Origin of the sequence: Enterococcus sp. S53 (genome assembly GCF_016516865.1) — a bacterium.
Classification (GTDB): Bacteria; Bacillota; Bacilli; order Lactobacillales; family Enterococcaceae; genus Enterococcus_D; species Enterococcus_D innesii.
The window spans coordinates 275,913-293,070 of sequence record NZ_JACVUH010000002.1 but is presented as its reverse complement, the minus strand read 5'-3'; the positions used below and the strand labels follow the sequence as shown (position 1 = coordinate 293,070).

The window sequence follows — 17,158 nt, the reverse complement described above, 5'->3', positions numbered from 1 at the left end:
ATGAAAGGAGCGGCACCATGATTCCAGAAAGAACGTTTTTTGTCGGCCATGTTGCCGCCATCTTTTTCCAGAATCCCAGCAATTTTTATAAAGTACTATTAGTTAAAGTCACTGAGAATAATGCCGACTACAAAGACTCGGAGATCGTCGTTACTGGTAGTTTCGGCGAAATCCAAGAAGAGGAAAAGTATCGGTTTTTTGGTGAGCTGGTCAATCATCCCAAGTATGGTGTCCAGTTGAAGGCCGAAAGCTACCAACAAGAACAACCGACCTCTGAACAAGGGTTGATCGCCTATCTTTCTGGAGAAAAATTTCCGGGGATCGGCAAGAAGACCGCTGAAAAAATCGTTGACCTTTTAGGAGAAGAAGCGATCGACCGGATGCTGGAAGAACCAACATTGTTGGAGCAGATTCCAGGATTGAATGAAAGTAAGCAAAAAATGATTTTAGATACTGTACGGCAAAATCATGGGATGGATCAAGTGATCGTTGGCTTGAGCCGCTATGGTTTTGGTAGTCAGCTTTCTTTTGCAATCTATCAAGCCTACAAAAATGAAGCATTATCAATTATCGAAGAAAATCCTTACCAGTTGGTGGAAGACATTGAAGGCATTGGCTTTAAACGCGCAGATGGCATCGCTGAGCAGCTAGGGATCGAAGCTTCGTCGCCGCAACGGTTTCGAGCGGCGGTCTTGCATCAGATCTTTGCGCAATCCTTGCAGACAGGCAATACCTTTATCCATGCCCAAGACTTGTTAGAGCAGACACTGCGTTTATTAGAAACGAGTCGTCCTATTGAGATTGCGCCAGACGACCTGGCATCAACGATCATTCAATTAGTGGAAGAAGGAAAAATCCAGCAAGAAGAAACTCGTTTGTACGAAAACAGTCTGTACTTTTCTGAATGGGGAATCGCTAGTTCCATCGAGCGCTTGCTTTCCCGCAAAAAAGAAATCGTCTATCCTGAGAAAACAATCAGCAAAACGCTGCGAAAAATTGAGAAGCATTTAGGTATCACCTATGGGTCTTCGCAAGAAGAAGCAATCAAAGAAGCCATTCGTTCGCCATTGTTTATTTTGACAGGTGGTCCGGGTACCGGGAAAACGACGGTGATCAATGGGATCGTACAATTGTTTGCTGAGTTGAACGATCTGGACTTAGAGCCATCAAAATACAGTGAAGAAACCTTTCCGATTCTCTTGGCAGCACCGACTGGTCGAGCCGCCAAACGGATGAATGAAACGACAGGCTTGCCAAGCGGGACGATCCATCGTTTGTTAGGCTTGAACGGACGTGAAAAAGCGCCATCGATTAGCCCGAAAGAATTAGAAGGCGGCTTATTGATCGTCGATGAGATGTCTATGGTCGATACATGGTTGGCGAATACGCTCTTTAAGTCAATCCCTACAAACATGCAAGTGATTTTTGTGGGGGATAAAGATCAGCTTCCTTCTGTGGGACCAGGACAAGTCCTTCATGACTTGCTAGCGATCGATGCGATCCCGAAACAAGAATTGACGGAAATCTATCGTCAAGGAGATGGATCAAGCATCATTCCACTGGCTCATGCCATCAAAAACGGACAGCTGCCTGCTGATTTTACACAAAACCAAAAAGATCGCTCCTTCTTTGCGTGTGATGCTTACAAAATCGAACCGTTGATCGCTCAGATCGTGAAACGGGCAAAAGACAAAGGCTACACGCCGCAAGATATTCAAGTGTTGGCACCGATGTATCGTGGGGCAGCCGGGATCGATGCTCTGAATAAAATGATGCAAGAGATTTTTAACCCCAATGATGGGACAAAAAAAGAGGTGACCTTCAATGATACGGTGTATCGTATCGGTGATAAGGTTTTGCAGTTGGTAAACTCACCAGAAGATAACGTGTTTAATGGCGATATGGGCCAAATCGTTGGGATCACTCTAGCCAAACAGTCGGAAGACAAGGTTGACGAACTGGTCATTCAGTTTGATGCCAATGAAGTGACCTATAAGCGGAATGAATGGAATAAGATCACATTATCTTACTGTTGTTCGATCCATAAATCTCAAGGTAGTGAATTTCAAATGGTTATTTTGCCGATGGTTCATCAATACCAACGTATGCTGCAACGCAATCTGCTTTATACTGCTGTGACCCGCAGCAAAGAAATGCTGATTTTACTTGGTGAACCGCAAGCCTACCAAACTTGTGTCAGCCACGAATCTGCTACTCGCTTAACGACATTAAAAGAACGTATCAATGGTACGGAAAAAATGACGCCGCTGCAACGAGCAAAATTGGCCCAATTTGAAGAAGCGGATGATCCGTTTTATGATGATTCCTCTGAAAACAGGAAAGTAAAAACGTCATCGACGAAGTTACAGGACCAATCCAGTGCGGAAGCTGCTGCGAACCAGCAAGTTGCAGAAAAGACCTCTGATAGTGGGCTGGACTTGTTTGCTTTTGCTGAGACTGAGCCGTCGACATCAAATCAGACAGAAATTGCAAAGCCTCTGTCAGGGGGAAAAGACCTAAGTGAAGGGACTATGGGGGAAGAAGCACTCATCGAAGAAACGTCGAACGATGGTGTATTGACCTTAACGATGGTCAAAAAGCATTTAGTGGATCCAATGATTGGCATGAAGGACTGTTCTCCATACGACTTTATGCCCGCAAAAAACGGCTGATTGAAAGATGAGAAAATACTAAAAAAGGTACCTTAGTGAGCGCTTTCTTTTGGTTTTTTAGCTTCTTATGCTAAGCTAAAATCAAAAGGAGGCGTTACGTTATGACGAAAGAAACCGAAGATAAATTAGCAAAATTAGCAAAAGAATCTGGCAACGACTTTAAGAAACTAGATGAGATGGAAAAAGAATTTAAACTAGATGAAAGTCCCGATGCAGAACGAGGCGAGCGGGATGAATCAGGGTTAGAAAAAACGTTAGAAAAGGCGCCGATTTTCCCGCCTAACACACCGAACAATCCAACGAATCCCGGCAGTCCCGGAAATCCATAGCTTGTCCACTAAAAACTACGACAGTCGGATAATCGAGTAGAAAACAAAAAACCTGAAGAATGCAGCTTCGCATTCTTCAGGCTTTTTTTTGCAATCGATGAGACTTACTGTAAATGCTGATAAAAATAGATTGCTAATTGCGTGCGATCCCGCAATTCCAGTTTTTCCAGTAATTGACTGATGTAATTACGGACAGTACCATCACTCAAGTACAAAGCATCGGCAATTTCTTTATTGTTTTTTCCAGCGGCTACTTCTTTGATGATCGCAAATTCACGTTCGCTAAAAGAAGCTTGATTGTTAATTGATGGTTCGTTCTTCATTAGCTGCGTGAAGGTCTCAACGATTTCATTCCCGAAGACAACTTGGCCATTATAAGCGGCTTTGACAGAAGGGATGATCGCTTGCAAATTCTGCTTGATCAAATAACCTTTCACACCGATGGAAAAGGCTTCGCGAATGTATTCTTCATCTTTGAAGGTAGTCAATAGCAAAAGGATCGCTTGGGGAAATTTAGCCAATATTTCTTTGGCAGCATCGATCCCCGTTTGTTCCGGCATGCGGATGTCTGTCAGCAAAACGTCAGGATGATAGGTTTCATATAATTCCAGTGCGTCTTCGGCACAATGGCCGATGCCCAGCACCTGAATCTCTTCTGTGTTTTCTAAAATGGTTTGCAAAGATGTGGTCACAAACGGATCATCGTCAATAATAACTACAGTAATCATGGGTGTTCCTCCTTTGGTAAAATGATCGTCAGTTGAAAGCGTTGGTTTTCTTGTAAAATATGAACTTGTCCTTGTTGTTCTTGGACCCGTTGACGCATCGTTTTCAGACCGATTCCAGTGTCTGGATTTTGAGGTGTGCGGACGCCATCATTCGTGATTTGCAAGCGAAAAAATGCAGGCAGCGTTCGAAAATGCAACACGAGGGTTTTCGCGTGACTATGTTTGATACTGTTGGTTAAGGCTTCTTTGATGACCATTAGGAAACAGTTTTGCTGTGCTTCATTCAACCCTTCAAATAGGTTTCCTTCAATCGTGACAGGTGATGGAAAATCAGCAATTAGAAACTCTAAGGATTGCTGGAAAGAAATTGATGTCTCGTGGAGATCGTGAACACTTTGTCGAATGCGATCCATCCCTGTATGAACGGTAGCACTTAAATTTGCTAGGGGGTCATTTAGTTTTGGCTCTTGATTGATCATTTCAAGCGCGCCAATCTGTAAAATGGCACTCGACAGTAGATGGCCGACATTGTCATGGATATCGCGAGCAATTCGATTTCGTTCTTCGGCAATTTGCAAGGCTAACTTTGTTTCTTGTGATAGGGCTAGCGCTTTGTTTTGCTGCGATAACTGTTGCTGCTTTTCCCAATGGGTATCTTTTGAAGCGATGTACTTTTTCTCAAGATCAGACATTCGCTGATCTTTTTTGCGTAAGTAAAAAGCAAAGAGCAACAAAAGGATGACAAAAGCGAGCTCCGTGAGAGAATGATGGACAACCGTTGCGATCAATAAAAATCCTAATAAAAATAGAACATCATCTTTACTATCTTCCGGAGCGATCACCCGCATCAATGCAGGCAGAAAGAGGGCAAGCTCTGGCCAAAACGTACATAGAAGCAACAGAATAACTTGAAAAAACCAGTTTGCTATTCTAGGCAGTAAATAACTGACGCCAGTAAATATAACGGCGATCAGTAGATAGATGACCTGCACAGCAACAAAACCTTGATTTACCAATAAAAGTAATGAGACGGCGAGTAGGAAGCCAGCTTCGCTGAGTAGTCGAGATTTAGACATGATAAACTCCTTCATTGTGACAAATGTCATGCTTAGTTTAGCCAATCGTCACTAGTTTCTTTCCTTGAAGTTTATTATAGTCAGATTAACAAGAAATTTGGAAGGAGTTTTTCATCGTGATTATCGAAATTGATAAATTAGTTAAACGCTATGGTGATTTTGTGGCATTGAATCATTTTGATCTGCAAGTACAAGAAGGAGAGGTTTTAGGATTATTGGGACCAAACGGCAGCGGGAAATCGACCGCCATCAACTGTATGCTCTCTTTGTTAAACTATGACAAAGGCACCATCAAACTGTTTGGATCAATCATGACGCCTGAAAATTATGCCGTTAAAGCAATGATCGGGGTCGTTCCTCAAGATGTTGCCGTCTTTGAAGAACTTAGTGTGCAAGAAAATATCGATTATTTTTGCGGGTTATATGTTGCTGACAAAGAGAAACGGCAAGGATTGATCGAAGAAGTGATTCAATTAGTGGGTTTGGAAAATTTCGTGACCTTTCATCCAGGAGAGCTGAGCGGTGGCTTGAAACGGCGGTTGAATATCGCCTGCGGGATCGCACATAAACCACGTTTGATTTTTTTGGATGAACCAACAGTAGCTGTCGATCCCCAAAGTCGTAATAAAATTTTGGAGAGCATCAAAGAGCTAAATCGCCAAGGAGCAACGATCGTTTACACGACCCATTACATGGAAGAAGTAGAAATTCTGTGTGACCAGATCGTGATTATGGATCAGGGACAGGTGATTGCCAAAGGGACTAAGGAATCTCTGAAGGACATGGTACGCACGGCAGATCGTTTGACCATCGACATCCCCTTATTGCCTGACCACGTGTTGGTAGCGATTCAGAACACCATTACTGCTAACGGAATCGTTTACAAAGACGGACAGCTCGAAGTAACAACAACGGAACTCAATACGGTCTTGTTACCCATTTTGACACTCTTACAAGCAGAGAAAATCAGTTACGGAAAAATTGCAACCAAAGAAGCAACCTTAAATGATGTCTTTTTAGAGATCACAGGCAAGGAATTGAGAGACTGAGGAGGGAAAACCATGTTTTGGCATTTTTATAAATACCGTACAAAAGTGCTACTGCGAAATAAATCGATGTTGTTTTGGACGTTGGCGTTTCCCATTCTCTTAGGCCTATTGTTTATGGCGGCCTTTGGGGAGATCGATCAAGCGGGAAATTTAGAGACAATCACGACGGGGATCGTAAAAACCGGGGATCAAACCGCGCTTACGGAAAATTTTCCCACCGTCCTTGAACAAGTGGAAATCAATGAAAAACCATTATTTGCACTCGAGGAATTACAGGAAACAGAGGCAGATGAAAAGCTGACCGCCGGTAAATTAGCTGGATATTTCCTGATTGACGACAAAACCATTTCTCTGCATGTGGGCCAAGCGGGCATGAGTCAGACGTTGATGAAAAATGTAATGGATCAATTTTTACAACGTACAGCGATCATTGCTAGTAAAGCTGCAGAACTTGAAACGCTTGATCTTGCACCAATTATGGCCGCATTTGAACAGGAGGCGACTTTTCAAGAAGTGAATGCAGATCGTGACATGAGTGTCAAAAGTTTCTATTTCTTTACCTTGATCGGGATGGCGATCCTCTTTGGGACGATGTGGGGTGTCCGCAATGTCCAGGATCAGCAAGCCAATCAATCCGCGAATGGTATTCGGCTTTCCTTGATACCAAGGAATCGGACATTGGTTTCAAGTGCGAATTTGGCGGCGAGTTTTACGATTGTGTTAGTCGAAATTTATCTTATCTTAGCCGTCTTTCGTTTTGTCTATCAAGTAGACTTTGGTGATCGTTGGCAATGGTTGTTGCTGGTTGCCGCATTAGGATCATTGTGTGCGATTTTGCTAGGGACATTGATTGGAAATCTGACGCCAAAAATGAATTTGGTGCAAAAAGATGGCATTTTGGTCTCCGTTACAATGGCAATGAGCTTTTTTGCTGGGATGATGGGCTCGGAACAAATCAAGTATTGGCTTGATCTACATGTGCCGATACTGGGGCAAGTAAATCCCGTCAATTTGATCAGTGAAAGTCTCTATCAATTGTATTACTATACAGATTTGAGTAGCTTTTATACCAATCTTTTCTGGTTGACTGGCTTTATCGTCCTTTTGTCAATTGGAAATGCTTGGATCGAAAGAGGGGTGCGCTATGACGCTTTATAAAACGATTTGGACTTTGCTGAAGGCAAATAAGTCGAACTTACTAATTGGAGTATTGATCACAGTTGGTGTCACGTTCTTTTATGCGCAAAGCATCGACGTCGAAAACACCTCTTTACAAGAAGCCAACATTGCTTTGATCAGTGAGGAGGAGTCGCCAGTCGTTGATGGTCTTCGGGAGTACTTGAAGGAAAAGCAAACCTTGGTTGCTTTAGAGGGGACCTCACAAAAAGAAATTGACGATGCCCTTTATTTTAATCGTGTAAACATTGTCTTGCATTTGCCAGCTGATTTCTCCAAACAAGTGGAGGCTGGCCAGATGCCAACGATCGAGATTCAAAGCCGGCCAGATGCTTTTTCTAAAACCATTGTCACCCAGCAAGTGAACACGTTCTTACAGACGCTTTTACTTTTTCAAGAAGAAGGCAAAACAGTCAGTGAGGCGATAGAAGAAACACAAACAGCGCTAGCCGTCACAGGGCAAGTTGAGCTCAGTACAGAATATAGTCAACGAATGAAAAAAATGTTAACAGGCATGACCTTTAACTTATTGTCATATGGCCTCTTTCTATCAATATTTAGCGGGTTTGGTGTGATCAATCTGGCCTTTAACCGCCAAGAAATCAGCAAGCGAAACCAGAGTGCGCCTCTTCCAAAGCGGATGCTACAGCGGAAAATCCTGTTAAGCTTAATCAGTTACTCGCTGCTTTTAACCTTCGGCTTTTTATTACTGATGGTGTTACTAGTGATTCGCACATCCTGGGATACAGCAGCTTGGTACCACATTTTGAACACGTTTTTGTTTTTACTACCTGTCATCAGCTTCTCGGCTTGTGTCACCTCTCTTGTGAAAAATTCAGAAGCGATCGGCGGTATCAGCAATATCTTTATAACCGGAAGCTGTTTTATCGGTGGGGTCTTTGTGTCCGCGAACTTTCTGCCGGATATCGTCAATAAAATCGCGGCATTCACGCCAACCTATTGGTTTGTTCAAAACAATACCTTGATCAGTGAGACCCTCACGTATAATCAAAGGTTCAATGAATCCTTCTGGTTCAATGGCTTTGTCTTGGTAACATTTGCAGCAGTATTTTCAATGATCCAATTTATTTTGGGAAGAGAAAAAAGCCGTCGTTGGCAATACAACTCGGCGAAAAATTAATAATCTAACGTATAGAAAAACGATACAAATCAGCAGCGATTTGTATCGTTTTCTTTATGGGCACCAAAATAATTGACTAGCTGTTGTAAAAGTAATATCAAAGGGACGTTGGCCCATTTCCTCACCGTCTTCTTGTCCATGTTGGGGCACGGTAGAGATAATTCTCAGCTTCGACGTGGAAAGATGGTGAAAGTAACGTGAATTCATGTGTTTCTTTCGCATCAGTAAACCGATCAGCCAGAAAATCTTAAAAATCGATACACGCTCGACAAGAACAAAATCAAACTTTTTCTCTTTGACCGAAGCGGTTGGGGCGATCGCAACACCGCCGCCAAAGTAAGGATGGTTGGTCGTAGTGCATAGAAAAGCTTTCTTATAACTGAATTGTTGCCCATTACACTCAACTAAGATCGGGAAGCCTTTTTGGCGAAACAAAACCCGAATAATTGCAGCGATATAGGAAAAGGAGCCGAGGTTAAACTTATTCAGACTACTTTTTGCCACAGAGTGATTGGTGGTGTAGACGATTGCCGCATCAAGGCCAATACCGACATTGTTAAGCGCAATGCCGCTTTCCTCCTGGATCTGCTCATCATAGTGGATAATGGCCAATTCTTGGGGCTTAGTAGTACCCGCAATTTTCCAAAATGCTTTTTCCGGTTCCCGCGGCAACTCGATACTTCGCGCAAAATCGTTTCCTGAGCCAGCGGGGATGTAAGCAACGGGGATTTGTTGTTGTTCAAGTTGTAACTCTGATACTACTTGGTGCAGCGTTCCATCTCCCCCGATAACGACCAGCAATGGATATAGCATTTCGCCATTTTCTAAATAAACATCGTCCCAAGGCAAAAGGCGTTCTTTTAAGAGTTTTCGGGTGATGTTTCGTTCGTCGCCGGGCGATTTTGTTAAATAGAGTTGATGGGGGAAACGATGCTTGTTTAGGATTTTTTGCACACGCTCCGCCGCTTTTTTCCCCCTTCCACTGCCTGAGGCAGGGTTTACGAGGAAGTGATAATAATAGTTCATTTTATGAATAGCTCCATATCGTTTTTTCGTTCAATGCGTTTAATTATAGCATGTTTCGACAGAAGGCGGGGAGACGATGCCTGAAAAAAAGAGCAAAAAAATAGATTCGACGATTGTGCTTTCTGGGTTTTCAAAGGTTCTTATGTCCACTTTGATCCTCAGGTAACGATGCCCATCGCCGAATCCTATTCAATTAGTAAGGAGTAACTCAAATTCCCACATCCTTTGTCTTTTTTTCTAAGTTGACAACAATTCTTTTCTTGCAGAACCTGCTTCGTCTGCTTTACTGGGAATCCTTGCTCCTTACACTTATAGTATAGCACATTTTTTATATTGGGCAATCGCTTACATTGTTTTGTCGATGCCTTTTAGAGAAATTTAAATAGTTTAATGAAAGGTAAAGGAAAAAGGGTGGAGATTATGATCATCGCCGCTTTTGAACGGCTCTTCTAAAGAATTTGTAATCAAAGTGAATTTGCGAGAAGGTAGGCTAACTAAAGAATACTAGATTGAAATTGCCTTATATACAGTATATTAAAATGATTTTAAATCATTTAATTGTATTTTTATTATTATTTATTGCTTTTTCCTTGTTAAAAAAAAGCGATAGGAGTAAATTAGTAGTGTAAAAAACTTATTTTAGGAGGAAGTATTATGTGTACTGCGTTAACTTATGTAACGAAAGATCATTATTTTGGCAGAAATTTTGATTATGATGTTTCTTATAAAGAAGTAGTGACCATTACTCCGAGAAATTATCCATTCAAATTTCGCAAAGTAAGTGAAATAGATCACCATTACGCAATGATTGGGATTGCTGCTGGAGTCGCTGAATACCCACTGTATTATGATGCGGTCAACGAAAAAGGCTTAGGTATCGCTGGTTTGAATTTTCCAGAAAATGCTTTCTATAATGAGTTTCAAGAAGGAAAAGAGAATGTTACGCCTTTTGAGTTCATCCCATGGCTCTTAGGACAATGCGCTACTGTCGAAGAGGTAAAAGGGTTATTAGCTAATGTCAATCTCGTTCGGATCAATTTTAGTGAGGAATTGCCTTTATCGCCTTTGCATTGGATGATTGCTGATAAAAAAAGTGCCATCGTTGTGGAAAGTATGAGTGACGGCCTTCATATTCATGAAAATCCGGTGGGAGTTTTGACAAATAATCCGCCATTTGACTATCAATTGTTCAATTTGAATAACTACCGTGTGTTATCATCGAAAACTCCGGAAACTCATTTTTCTGACAAGCTGGATTTTGATGAATATAGTCGTGGAATGGGAGGCTTAGGGCTGCCAGGAGATCTTTCTTCGATGTCTCGCTTTGTCAAAGTAGCTTTTACCCGATTGAATTCGGTTTCTGGAGAATCTGAATCCGAAAGCATTAGTCAGTTCTTCCATATTTTAGGTTCGGTTGAGCAACAAAAAGGACTTTGTGACATAGGCAATGAGCGCTATGAGTACACGATTTATACTTCTTGCTGCAATACAGATAAAGGAATCTATTACTATCGTACGTATGAAAATAGTCAAATCGTTGCAGTTGATATGAATAAAGAAGATTTGGAAGGTAATGCACCGATTTCTTATCCATTAATTGAAGACCAACAAGTTCTTTTCAGTAACTGATCCATTCTTAAAAAAACCATCTCAAAGCTGTTTTGAGATGGTTTTTTTCTTTTCCATTTTTAAAATGAGTCACTCTCATTTGTTGTCGTCTTCGTCCCTGCGTTACTTTTATTCGGAAATGGAAAAAAGCGATTCACCAATATCGCAATCGTCATGCCGATAAAACTATCAACAATCCGATTAAAAGCATACAAGTAAGATTCAGTTTGAGGAATCATAAATAAAATCGTCAATAGTGTGGCACAAGCACCAACTGTTCCCTCGGAATAATCAAATTTGACCAGTAAAGCGATCATCAACATGATCACTAAAGGGATCGCAATCATTTGTATAAAGGACGAATGTCCGAAAAAGTTAAAAATTGCTATACAAAACACGGAGGCAATTGCGCCAAAGCTATTACCGGCAATCCGATGTTTCCCGTATTTGACGGTGTTTTCATGATCTTCTCTTAATGTGAAAACAGCTGTGATCGTCGATACGACGTAGGTTTCTCGATTCAAAAGAAAACTGATCAAAATACAGAGGAATACACTGATTCCCGTTTTTACATTTCTTAAGCCAAAGGTCAATCCAAATAAGTTCAATCATGACATCCTTCCAAAATAAATTTCAACGAATTAGATTATACCACAATGCAGGCGGTCATTCGTTTCGATTCTCAGAAAAACGAACACTGATTTTTCTTCGTAAGTCAAGATGCACCTTCTATCAGTAGTTGAATAGCTAGTTTGATGCTAAGCATTTTTCAACTTCGAGTTTGAAATAATACAATAATTGGAACGCCCTCTAGAAGTGTTGATTTTACGCTTTACCCAGCAGTTCATTTTCTAAGTGAGTTGAAATGATGAAAAATTATTTATTGCTTATAAATAGATTGTTTTTTAACAATATTATTGGCATAATCAAAAATAAGGAGGGGTTAAAATGAAAAAAGTTTCTATACTATTGGTGTTATTGCTTGGCTTCGTTGTTTTTCCGATGACAGTTTTTGCTGCATCTTCACCAAGTGTGAGCTATCAAACAAATATCCAGTCTCAAGGGTGGCAATCATGGAAAACAAATGGTCAGACGTCAGGGACCACAGGGAAAGCAAAGCGACTTGAAGCAATCAAGATAAAAATTACTAATGAAAAATACAAAGGGAATATTGAATATAAAACCTCCATTCAGAAACAAGGATGGGAAAAATCGTTTAGAAAAAATGGGACTCTGTCTGGTACAAGTGGAAAAGGGCAACGGTTGGAGGCGATCCAAATCAAACTCACCGGTGAGATCGCTAAGTATTATGATGTCTATTATCGAGTCAATACACAACAATTTGGCTGGATGGGATGGGCGAAAAACGGGCAGTCTTCAGGAACGTCCGGCTTTGGCTTTCAACTGGAAGCAATCCAGGTCAAACTGGTGAAAAAAGGTGGGAAAGCACCTGGAACGACGAATGATGCATTTCGAGATGGATTAAAAAAGTACGTAGACAAACAAGGCAAAGGGTTGATCAAAGGGTCCAAGCAAAAGATTTACCACATACCGGGTAGTCAATACTATAAAAAAACGACAAGTCCGATTCGTATGTTCAAGACGGAAGTGGAAGCGTATAAAGCTGGTTATCGGCCTGCTAAATAGAGGTGTGGCAGGCATTCGCTGAGTAAACATCTATGAGAAATTGCTTTGCCAAAAAGTAACGAGGCAACGAGAAGAAAGCTATTTTTGTTCAAAAAGTAACTGCATCGTCTGATTCATTCTAAACATCCCTTTCCATTAACGAAAAGGGATGTTTAACGTATTCAAGATGATTACTGTGTGTAGATTAGGAGGATCTTATAGTAATTCAGCATTTAACCTTCCATCACGAGATGCGTCTTCATTTAGCGAGGTTTCAACATAAAGCCACCATCTTCATCGTTCATCTCTTCGGTAGGCCTAAAAATAATATTTTTGCCATCTCTTTCAAGGGTAAAGATTGAATCACAAGCCATTAGAAAATCTGACGATGGATGACTCATTGATCGTCGAATAGGACTAGAAAATGAAAGCTGCGAAGTGTTTCTTTGAATCAACGAATGAAGGAATAGAGGGAGCAATTCCATCTGCATAAATTTTTGTCAGGTGAATTCGAGATGATTTGATGATTAAATGGCCAGTTTAACATTGATATATGGCTATTAATGTGTATAATAAGTACTTGTGCGAAGCGCACCGCGGTTCATCAACCATCCCGCGTAATCAAAACTCGGAGAAAGTAGGGATCATATGGAAAAATCAACAAATCTAACCAATCAACGTTTGCGTGTCGTCGCAGCGAATGGGATCATCATGGCACTTTATATAGCTGTAACGGTTCTAGTCGCACCAGTTGCCTCAGGAGCGATTCAATTCAGGATATCTGAAGGATTGAATCACTTAGTCGTTTTCAACAGAAAATTGATGTGGGGTGTCGTCGGCGGGGTTGTTGTGTATAACTTGTTCTTTGGAATGGGGATCTTGGATGTCGTATTCGGTGGGGTCGGAAGCTTTTTGGCTTTAGGAGCGACTGCGCTGGTACAGAAGAAGATTCCAAATGTTTTCTTAAGACTGGCATTTAACACCATTGTTTTTTCATTAAGCATGTTCCTGATTGCGATTATGCTAAATATCACCTTAGCATTGCCTTTCTGGCCAACATTTGCAACAACGGCATTGAGTGAATTTATTGTAATGACGATTACGGCACCTGTGATGTATATTATCAATCGTGCTGTTCGTTTTGATAAACGCGTTTAAAGAAAACTTGTTTTTTGCTTTGATGGTTCTCAAAAAACAAGAAAAAGATCATTCCTAAGAAATGAAGGAATGATCTTTTGTTTTATTCTGCTTTTAAGTCTTCGATCTCCACAACTTTGAAGTTTTTTGCTTCTAGTTGCGTAACGATCTTGTCGCATAATTCTTTTGATGTGTTTGCTGGTAAAGTGATCATCGTACGACGAATAAATTCGTCTTTGCCGATATCCAGTGTGATACAGCTGGCGATACTGCTGTATTTTGCGATTATTTTTGAGATAACCGCTAAGTCGCCTTGTTGACCTGTTGATGCGATCGTCAACACATAGCTTCCTTGCTCAACGCTCCATGATTGTGACAACATATTCAATAAGGAGCTGTGGGTCAAAATGCCGTAAAATTGATTGTTTTCATCTAGTACCGCAATATAAGGCAATTCTTTGATCGTAAAGAAAACCTTAAAAAATGAAGAGTTGACATAGATGAACTTCGTCGCATTTTTTAGCAGATAGGTGACGGGTAAAGTCATGTCACCGCCGTTTGCTTTATGGCGATAGATGTGCATTTTATAAATATTTCCTCTAAAAATCTTTCCTGATTCATCTAGGATAGGCACACAACGATAACCAGACTCTTCTAAAATTGCCAGCGCTTCTTCTAAGGTAGCTGTTTCCTTTACCGTTGTTAAATCGCGTTTTTTGTAAACCATTGTTTTTAATAACATAATTTTCCCTCCCAAATACCCATTTAACACCATTATCATACCACAAAATCAGCAGAAACTATATTTATACGACAGAAAATCAAAAATTGACACAATCTTAAATAAGTGGTATTTTTAGTGTTGGAAAACTTTATAAAAAGGGGGAGGACACTAAGATGGCAACGAAAAAAGCTGCTTTGGCTTGTTCTGTCTGCGGATCCCGCAACTATTCAAAATCAGTCAGTGAAGGTAAAAAAGGCGAACGCCTTGAAATCAACAAATTTTGCAAGTATTGCAATCAGTATACTTTGCATCGTGAAACGAAGTAAGGAGGGAATCGAATGAAATTTTTGAAAAATGTTGTTGAAGAAATGAAAAACGTTTCTTGGCCATCAAAAAAACAATTACGCAAAGATACCTTTGTGGTGATTCAAACAACCATTATTTTTGCATTGATGTTCTTTGTGATGGACACACTGATTCAAACAGTCTTCAATTGGATCCTAAAGTAAGACTTCTTACTGATAGCGCTAGTCATTTATCGCAAATCATGCTATAATCGCTTTGAGGAAAAACTTCGGTGCAGCTGAGGTTTTTTTATTTTACAAAAAGATGGGGAGTCCGAAAAAAATGGAATCTTTTGAAAAAAATTGGTATGTTCTACATACGTATTCAGGTTACGAGAACAAAGTAAAAGCAAACCTAGAGTCACGTGCACAAAGTATGGGGATGGGTGATTATATTTTCCGTGTCGTTGTTCCCGAAGAAGTGGAAACAGAAGAAAAAAATGGCAAAACCAAAGAAATCGTTCATAAAACCTTTCCTGGTTATGTGCTAGTTGAGATGGTCATGACGGATGAATCTTGGTACGTGGTTCGGAATACACCAGGTGTGACTGGTTTCGTTGGCTCTCATGGTGCAGGAAGCAAGCCGGCGCCTTTATTACAAGAAGAAATCAATTCGATTTTGCGTTCGATTGGTATGAGCACCCGAACAGTTGAGTTAGAAGTAGAAATCGGCGAAACCGTCAAAATCATCGAAGGTGCGTTCTCTGGTTTAGAAGGTCAAGTAGCAGAAATCGACGAAGAAAAACAAAAACTAAAAGTGAACATCGATATGTTCGGTCGTGAAACCAGTACGGAACTTGATTTTGAGCAAGTAGATAAAATTTAACTGCTGGATAGACTAGCATGAACGGCTCATTTACGGTAAAATAACAGTAATGAGAATAAAGTGGACCAATTCGTTGGCCCACTTTTTTTCTCAAAATGAGTAAGCGCTTTATAAGAGGAAGGGGTCCTATGTCAAAATTAGTTACTTTTTTTAGAGTAAAGTTTCACAATGTTTTTCATCCCCATACTAAAGGGATGATTTCTGTACATAATGGGTATAGCTTGTTGTTTCTTTTTAATTTGCTGCTGTTTTTCTTTGCCATGTTGTTTTTCGATCCAAGGGTGGTAGTCGAAGAGCTCAAGTTGATTTTATTTTCGGAAAGTCATCTTGTGACAGATTATATTGCTATGACTTCTGTAGGGACGGCTTTATTAAACAGCAGTTTGATGACGTTTGTAGCGATCTCGATTTGTTATCATTATCGGGTGCCGATCACAGGCGGTGCGGTGTCCGCTATCTTTATGGTGACTGGGTATGGTTTTTTTGGAAAAAATCTACTGAATTTTATCCCAATATTTTTAGGCGTTCGACTGTATTCGTATTTTATGAACGAACCATTGAAAAAATTTCTGTTGATCGCCCTCTATGGGTCATCGGTTTCCCCAATCGTCAGCTATTTTGCTTTCAATGATTCCTTGCCACCTTATTTTAGCTTAGTGATGGGGTATGGCATTGGAATTTTTACCGGTTTTTTGATGGTTCCCATGGCACTGTACTTTCAAGCGCTATTTCAAAGTGTCAGTCTTTACAGTGCGGGGTTCACTTCAGGAATGCTATGTACACTAGTTGCCGCTATCTGTCGGATGTTTGGCCTAACGATCGAGCTGCGAACAATGGTGTCACAAGAACAGCAACCGCGTTTGATTTTCATGATGCTGGTTTTAGGAAGTATGCTCGTAGGCTATGGTTCGCTGATGGCGATCAAGAAAAAACGGTTGAATATGCGAGCGATTTGGTCTCATAGTGGCAAAATCGAACGCGATATTTTACGTGATACCGGCGTCTACAATACCATGATTAACATGGGCTTGATGACGTTCTTGTTGGTGGCTTATGTAGTCAGTATTGGTGCGGTTTTAAATGGACCTGTCATCGGTGCGATCTTTTGTGTCATCGGCTTTTCTGCTTGTGGCTCTCATGTCTTTAACTCACTCCCTTTATTGGCAGGAGTGACGATCGCCAACCTATTGAGTGTGTATACTATCAACGAGACGGTCACAGTCACATCAGCGATTTTTGGGATGATGCTCTGTGCAGTAACGAATGCCTATGGCTGGAAAGGGGGCTTGGTGGTTGGCTTTGTCCACGCCTCTATGGTACTGAATATTGATTTCTTACATGGTGGCTTGAATTTGTATAATAATGGTTTTTCTGGCGGGTTAGTCGCCATGATGATCATTCCCTTGTTGGATCTCAGCAAACAGCTTTGGCAAAAATCAGCCGATCAGGTGCCAGCTACCCAGAAAGAAAAAACACAAACAGTCTCGAAAGTACAAGAAAGTGAACAGCCATTAGTCCCATTGGATCAAACAGAAGGAAAACCTAAATTTTCCGAGCCTGTGAAGGTATTAAAACCCGTTGCCCAAAAGAAACGCTATGGAGTAGGCGAGTGGGAGTAGAAAAACCGCCAATGTCATTTGTTACTTGTTTAACAAACGGGGGTTACTTGTCTTTTTGTCGCTGGAAATCATGGGAA

Annotated in this window: 17 protein-coding genes; 12 read left to right on the top strand and 5 right to left on the bottom strand. The window is 40.9% G+C overall.

Annotated elements, in window-relative coordinates:
- The first annotated feature begins 17 nt into the window (after window positions 1-17).
- The gene (gene recD2, locus IAE45_RS04385) at window positions 18-2,672 is read left to right on the top strand and encodes an SF1B family DNA helicase RecD2 (RefSeq protein ID WP_200125154.1); all 2,655 of its coding nucleotides are present in this window, start codon (window positions 18-20) and stop codon (window positions 2,670-2,672) included.
- A gap of 101 nt (window positions 2,673-2,773) precedes the next feature.
- Window positions 2,774-3,001, top strand: coding sequence for a cold-shock protein (locus IAE45_RS04380; protein WP_077452503.1), 228 nt, complete (start codon window positions 2,774-2,776; stop codon window positions 2,999-3,001).
- Between the two features lie 104 nt (window positions 3,002-3,105).
- On the opposite strand, the gene IAE45_RS04375 is transcribed toward IAE45_RS04380, so the two are convergent.
- Both IAE45_RS04375 and IAE45_RS04370 read right to left on the bottom strand, forming a co-directional pair.
- Window positions 3,106-3,729, bottom strand: a complete 624-nt coding sequence (locus tag IAE45_RS04375; protein ID WP_200125152.1) for a response regulator transcription factor — start codon at window positions 3,727-3,729, stop codon at window positions 3,106-3,108.
- Window positions 3,726-4,835, bottom strand: coding sequence for a sensor histidine kinase (locus IAE45_RS04370; RefSeq protein WP_430600958.1), 1,110 nt, complete (start codon window positions 4,833-4,835; stop codon window positions 3,726-3,728). The genes IAE45_RS04375 and IAE45_RS04370 overlap by 4 nt, the downstream gene beginning before the upstream one ends.
- 86 nt (window positions 4,836-4,921) lie before the next feature.
- Between IAE45_RS04370 and IAE45_RS04365 the strand changes: the two genes are divergently transcribed.
- The 3 genes from IAE45_RS04365 to IAE45_RS04355 are packed head-to-tail and all read left to right on the top strand — an operon-like array spanning window position 4,922 to window position 8,171.
- Window positions 4,922-5,854, top strand: coding sequence for an ABC transporter ATP-binding protein (locus IAE45_RS04365; protein WP_200125149.1), 933 nt, complete (start codon window positions 4,922-4,924; stop codon window positions 5,852-5,854).
- 12 nt (window positions 5,855-5,866) lie between these two features.
- A complete protein-coding gene (locus IAE45_RS04360) occupies window positions 5,867-7,012 on the top strand; it encodes an ABC transporter permease (protein ID WP_200125147.1) in 1,146 nt (381 codons plus the stop codon).
- Window positions 6,999-8,171: an ABC transporter permease gene (locus tag IAE45_RS04355; RefSeq protein ID WP_200125145.1), complete on the top strand. Its 1,173-nt coding sequence runs from the start codon at window positions 6,999-7,001 to the stop codon at window positions 8,169-8,171. The genes IAE45_RS04360 and IAE45_RS04355 overlap by 14 nt, the downstream gene beginning before the upstream one ends.
- 54 nt (window positions 8,172-8,225) lie before the next feature.
- On the opposite strand, the gene IAE45_RS04350 is transcribed toward IAE45_RS04355, so the two are convergent.
- Complete coding sequence (locus tag IAE45_RS04350) at window positions 8,226-9,197, bottom strand: diacylglycerol/lipid kinase family protein (RefSeq protein WP_200125143.1); 972 nt, start codon at window positions 9,195-9,197, stop codon at window positions 8,226-8,228.
- Between the two features lie 654 nt (window positions 9,198-9,851).
- Between IAE45_RS04350 and bsh the strand changes: the two genes are divergently transcribed.
- Entirely contained in the window at window positions 9,852-10,826 is a 975-nt protein-coding gene (gene bsh / locus IAE45_RS04345; RefSeq protein WP_096742526.1) for a choloylglycine hydrolase, read from the top strand.
- A 59-nt stretch (window positions 10,827-10,885) separates the two neighbouring features.
- On the opposite strand, the gene IAE45_RS04340 is transcribed toward bsh, so the two are convergent.
- Entirely contained in the window at window positions 10,886-11,413 is a 528-nt protein-coding gene (locus IAE45_RS04340) for an FUSC family protein (protein WP_200125141.1), read from the bottom strand.
- Window positions 11,414-11,753: 340 nt separating this feature from the next.
- On the opposite strand from IAE45_RS04340, the gene IAE45_RS04335 reads away from it, so the two are divergent.
- Entirely contained in the window at window positions 11,754-12,452 is a 699-nt protein-coding gene (locus IAE45_RS04335; RefSeq protein ID WP_200125139.1) for a sunset domain-containing protein, read from the top strand.
- A gap of 627 nt (window positions 12,453-13,079) precedes the next feature.
- On the top strand, window positions 13,080-13,589 hold the full coding sequence (locus IAE45_RS04330; RefSeq protein ID WP_077452494.1) for a QueT transporter family protein: 510 nt from the start codon (window positions 13,080-13,082) through the stop codon (window positions 13,587-13,589).
- 82 nt (window positions 13,590-13,671) lie between these two features.
- Here IAE45_RS04330 and cbpA read toward each other — a convergent pair whose 3' ends face one another.
- A complete protein-coding gene (cbpA, locus tag IAE45_RS04325) occupies window positions 13,672-14,310 on the bottom strand; it encodes a cyclic di-AMP binding protein CbpA (protein ID WP_077452493.1) in 639 nt (212 codons plus the stop codon).
- A 155-nt stretch (window positions 14,311-14,465) separates the two neighbouring features.
- On the opposite strand from cbpA, the gene rpmG reads away from it, so the two are divergent.
- The 4 genes from rpmG (at window position 14,466) to IAE45_RS04305 (ending at window position 17,081) form a co-directional block, all read left to right on the top strand.
- Window positions 14,466-14,618, top strand: a complete 153-nt coding sequence (rpmG, locus tag IAE45_RS04320; protein WP_005229764.1) for a 50S ribosomal protein L33 — start codon at window positions 14,466-14,468, stop codon at window positions 14,616-14,618.
- Between the two features lie 12 nt (window positions 14,619-14,630).
- Entirely contained in the window at window positions 14,631-14,801 is a 171-nt protein-coding gene (secE, locus tag IAE45_RS04315) for a preprotein translocase subunit SecE (protein ID WP_005229766.1), read from the top strand.
- Between the two features lie 118 nt (window positions 14,802-14,919).
- Window positions 14,920-15,462, top strand: coding sequence for a transcription termination/antitermination protein NusG (nusG, locus tag IAE45_RS04310; protein WP_005229769.1), 543 nt, complete (start codon window positions 14,920-14,922; stop codon window positions 15,460-15,462).
- 128 nt (window positions 15,463-15,590) lie between these two features.
- Window positions 15,591-17,081, top strand: a complete 1,491-nt coding sequence (locus tag IAE45_RS04305; protein ID WP_200125137.1) for a DUF1576 domain-containing protein — start codon at window positions 15,591-15,593, stop codon at window positions 17,079-17,081.
- Window positions 17,082-17,158 lie beyond the last annotated feature (77 nt).

Excerpts from the sequence above, each read along its gene's own strand:
- recD2 (WP_200125154.1), top strand. The coding sequence starts at position 18 with ATGATTCCAGAAAGAACGTTTTTTGTCGGCCATGTTGCCGCCATCTTT.
- IAE45_RS04380 (WP_077452503.1), top strand. The coding sequence starts at position 2,774 with ATGACGAAAGAAACCGAAGATAAATTAGCAAAATTAGCAAAAGAATCT.
- IAE45_RS04375 (WP_200125152.1), bottom strand. The coding sequence starts at position 3,729 with ATGATTACTGTAGTTATTATTGACGATGATCCGTTTGTGACCACATCT.
- IAE45_RS04370 (WP_430600958.1), bottom strand. The coding sequence starts at position 4,835 with ATGACATTTGTCACAATGAAGGAGTTTATCATGTCTAAATCTCGACTA.
- IAE45_RS04360 (WP_200125147.1), top strand. The coding sequence starts at position 5,867 with ATGTTTTGGCATTTTTATAAATACCGTACAAAAGTGCTACTGCGAAAT.
- IAE45_RS04355 (WP_200125145.1), top strand. The coding sequence starts at position 6,999 with ATGACGCTTTATAAAACGATTTGGACTTTGCTGAAGGCAAATAAGTCG.
- IAE45_RS04350 (WP_200125143.1), bottom strand. The coding sequence starts at position 9,197 with ATGAACTATTATTATCACTTCCTCGTAAACCCTGCCTCAGGCAGTGGA.
- bsh (WP_096742526.1), top strand. The coding sequence starts at position 9,852 with ATGTGTACTGCGTTAACTTATGTAACGAAAGATCATTATTTTGGCAGA.
- IAE45_RS04335 (WP_200125139.1), top strand. The coding sequence starts at position 11,754 with ATGAAAAAAGTTTCTATACTATTGGTGTTATTGCTTGGCTTCGTTGTT.
- IAE45_RS04330 (WP_077452494.1), top strand. The coding sequence starts at position 13,080 with ATGGAAAAATCAACAAATCTAACCAATCAACGTTTGCGTGTCGTCGCA.
- cbpA (WP_077452493.1), bottom strand. The coding sequence starts at position 14,310 with ATGTTATTAAAAACAATGGTTTACAAAAAACGCGATTTAACAACGGTA.
- rpmG (WP_005229764.1), top strand. The coding sequence starts at position 14,466 with ATGGCAACGAAAAAAGCTGCTTTGGCTTGTTCTGTCTGCGGATCCCGC.
- secE (WP_005229766.1), top strand. The coding sequence starts at position 14,631 with ATGAAATTTTTGAAAAATGTTGTTGAAGAAATGAAAAACGTTTCTTGG.
- nusG (WP_005229769.1), top strand. The coding sequence starts at position 14,920 with ATGGAATCTTTTGAAAAAAATTGGTATGTTCTACATACGTATTCAGGT.
- IAE45_RS04305 (WP_200125137.1), top strand. The coding sequence starts at position 15,591 with ATGTCAAAATTAGTTACTTTTTTTAGAGTAAAGTTTCACAATGTTTTT.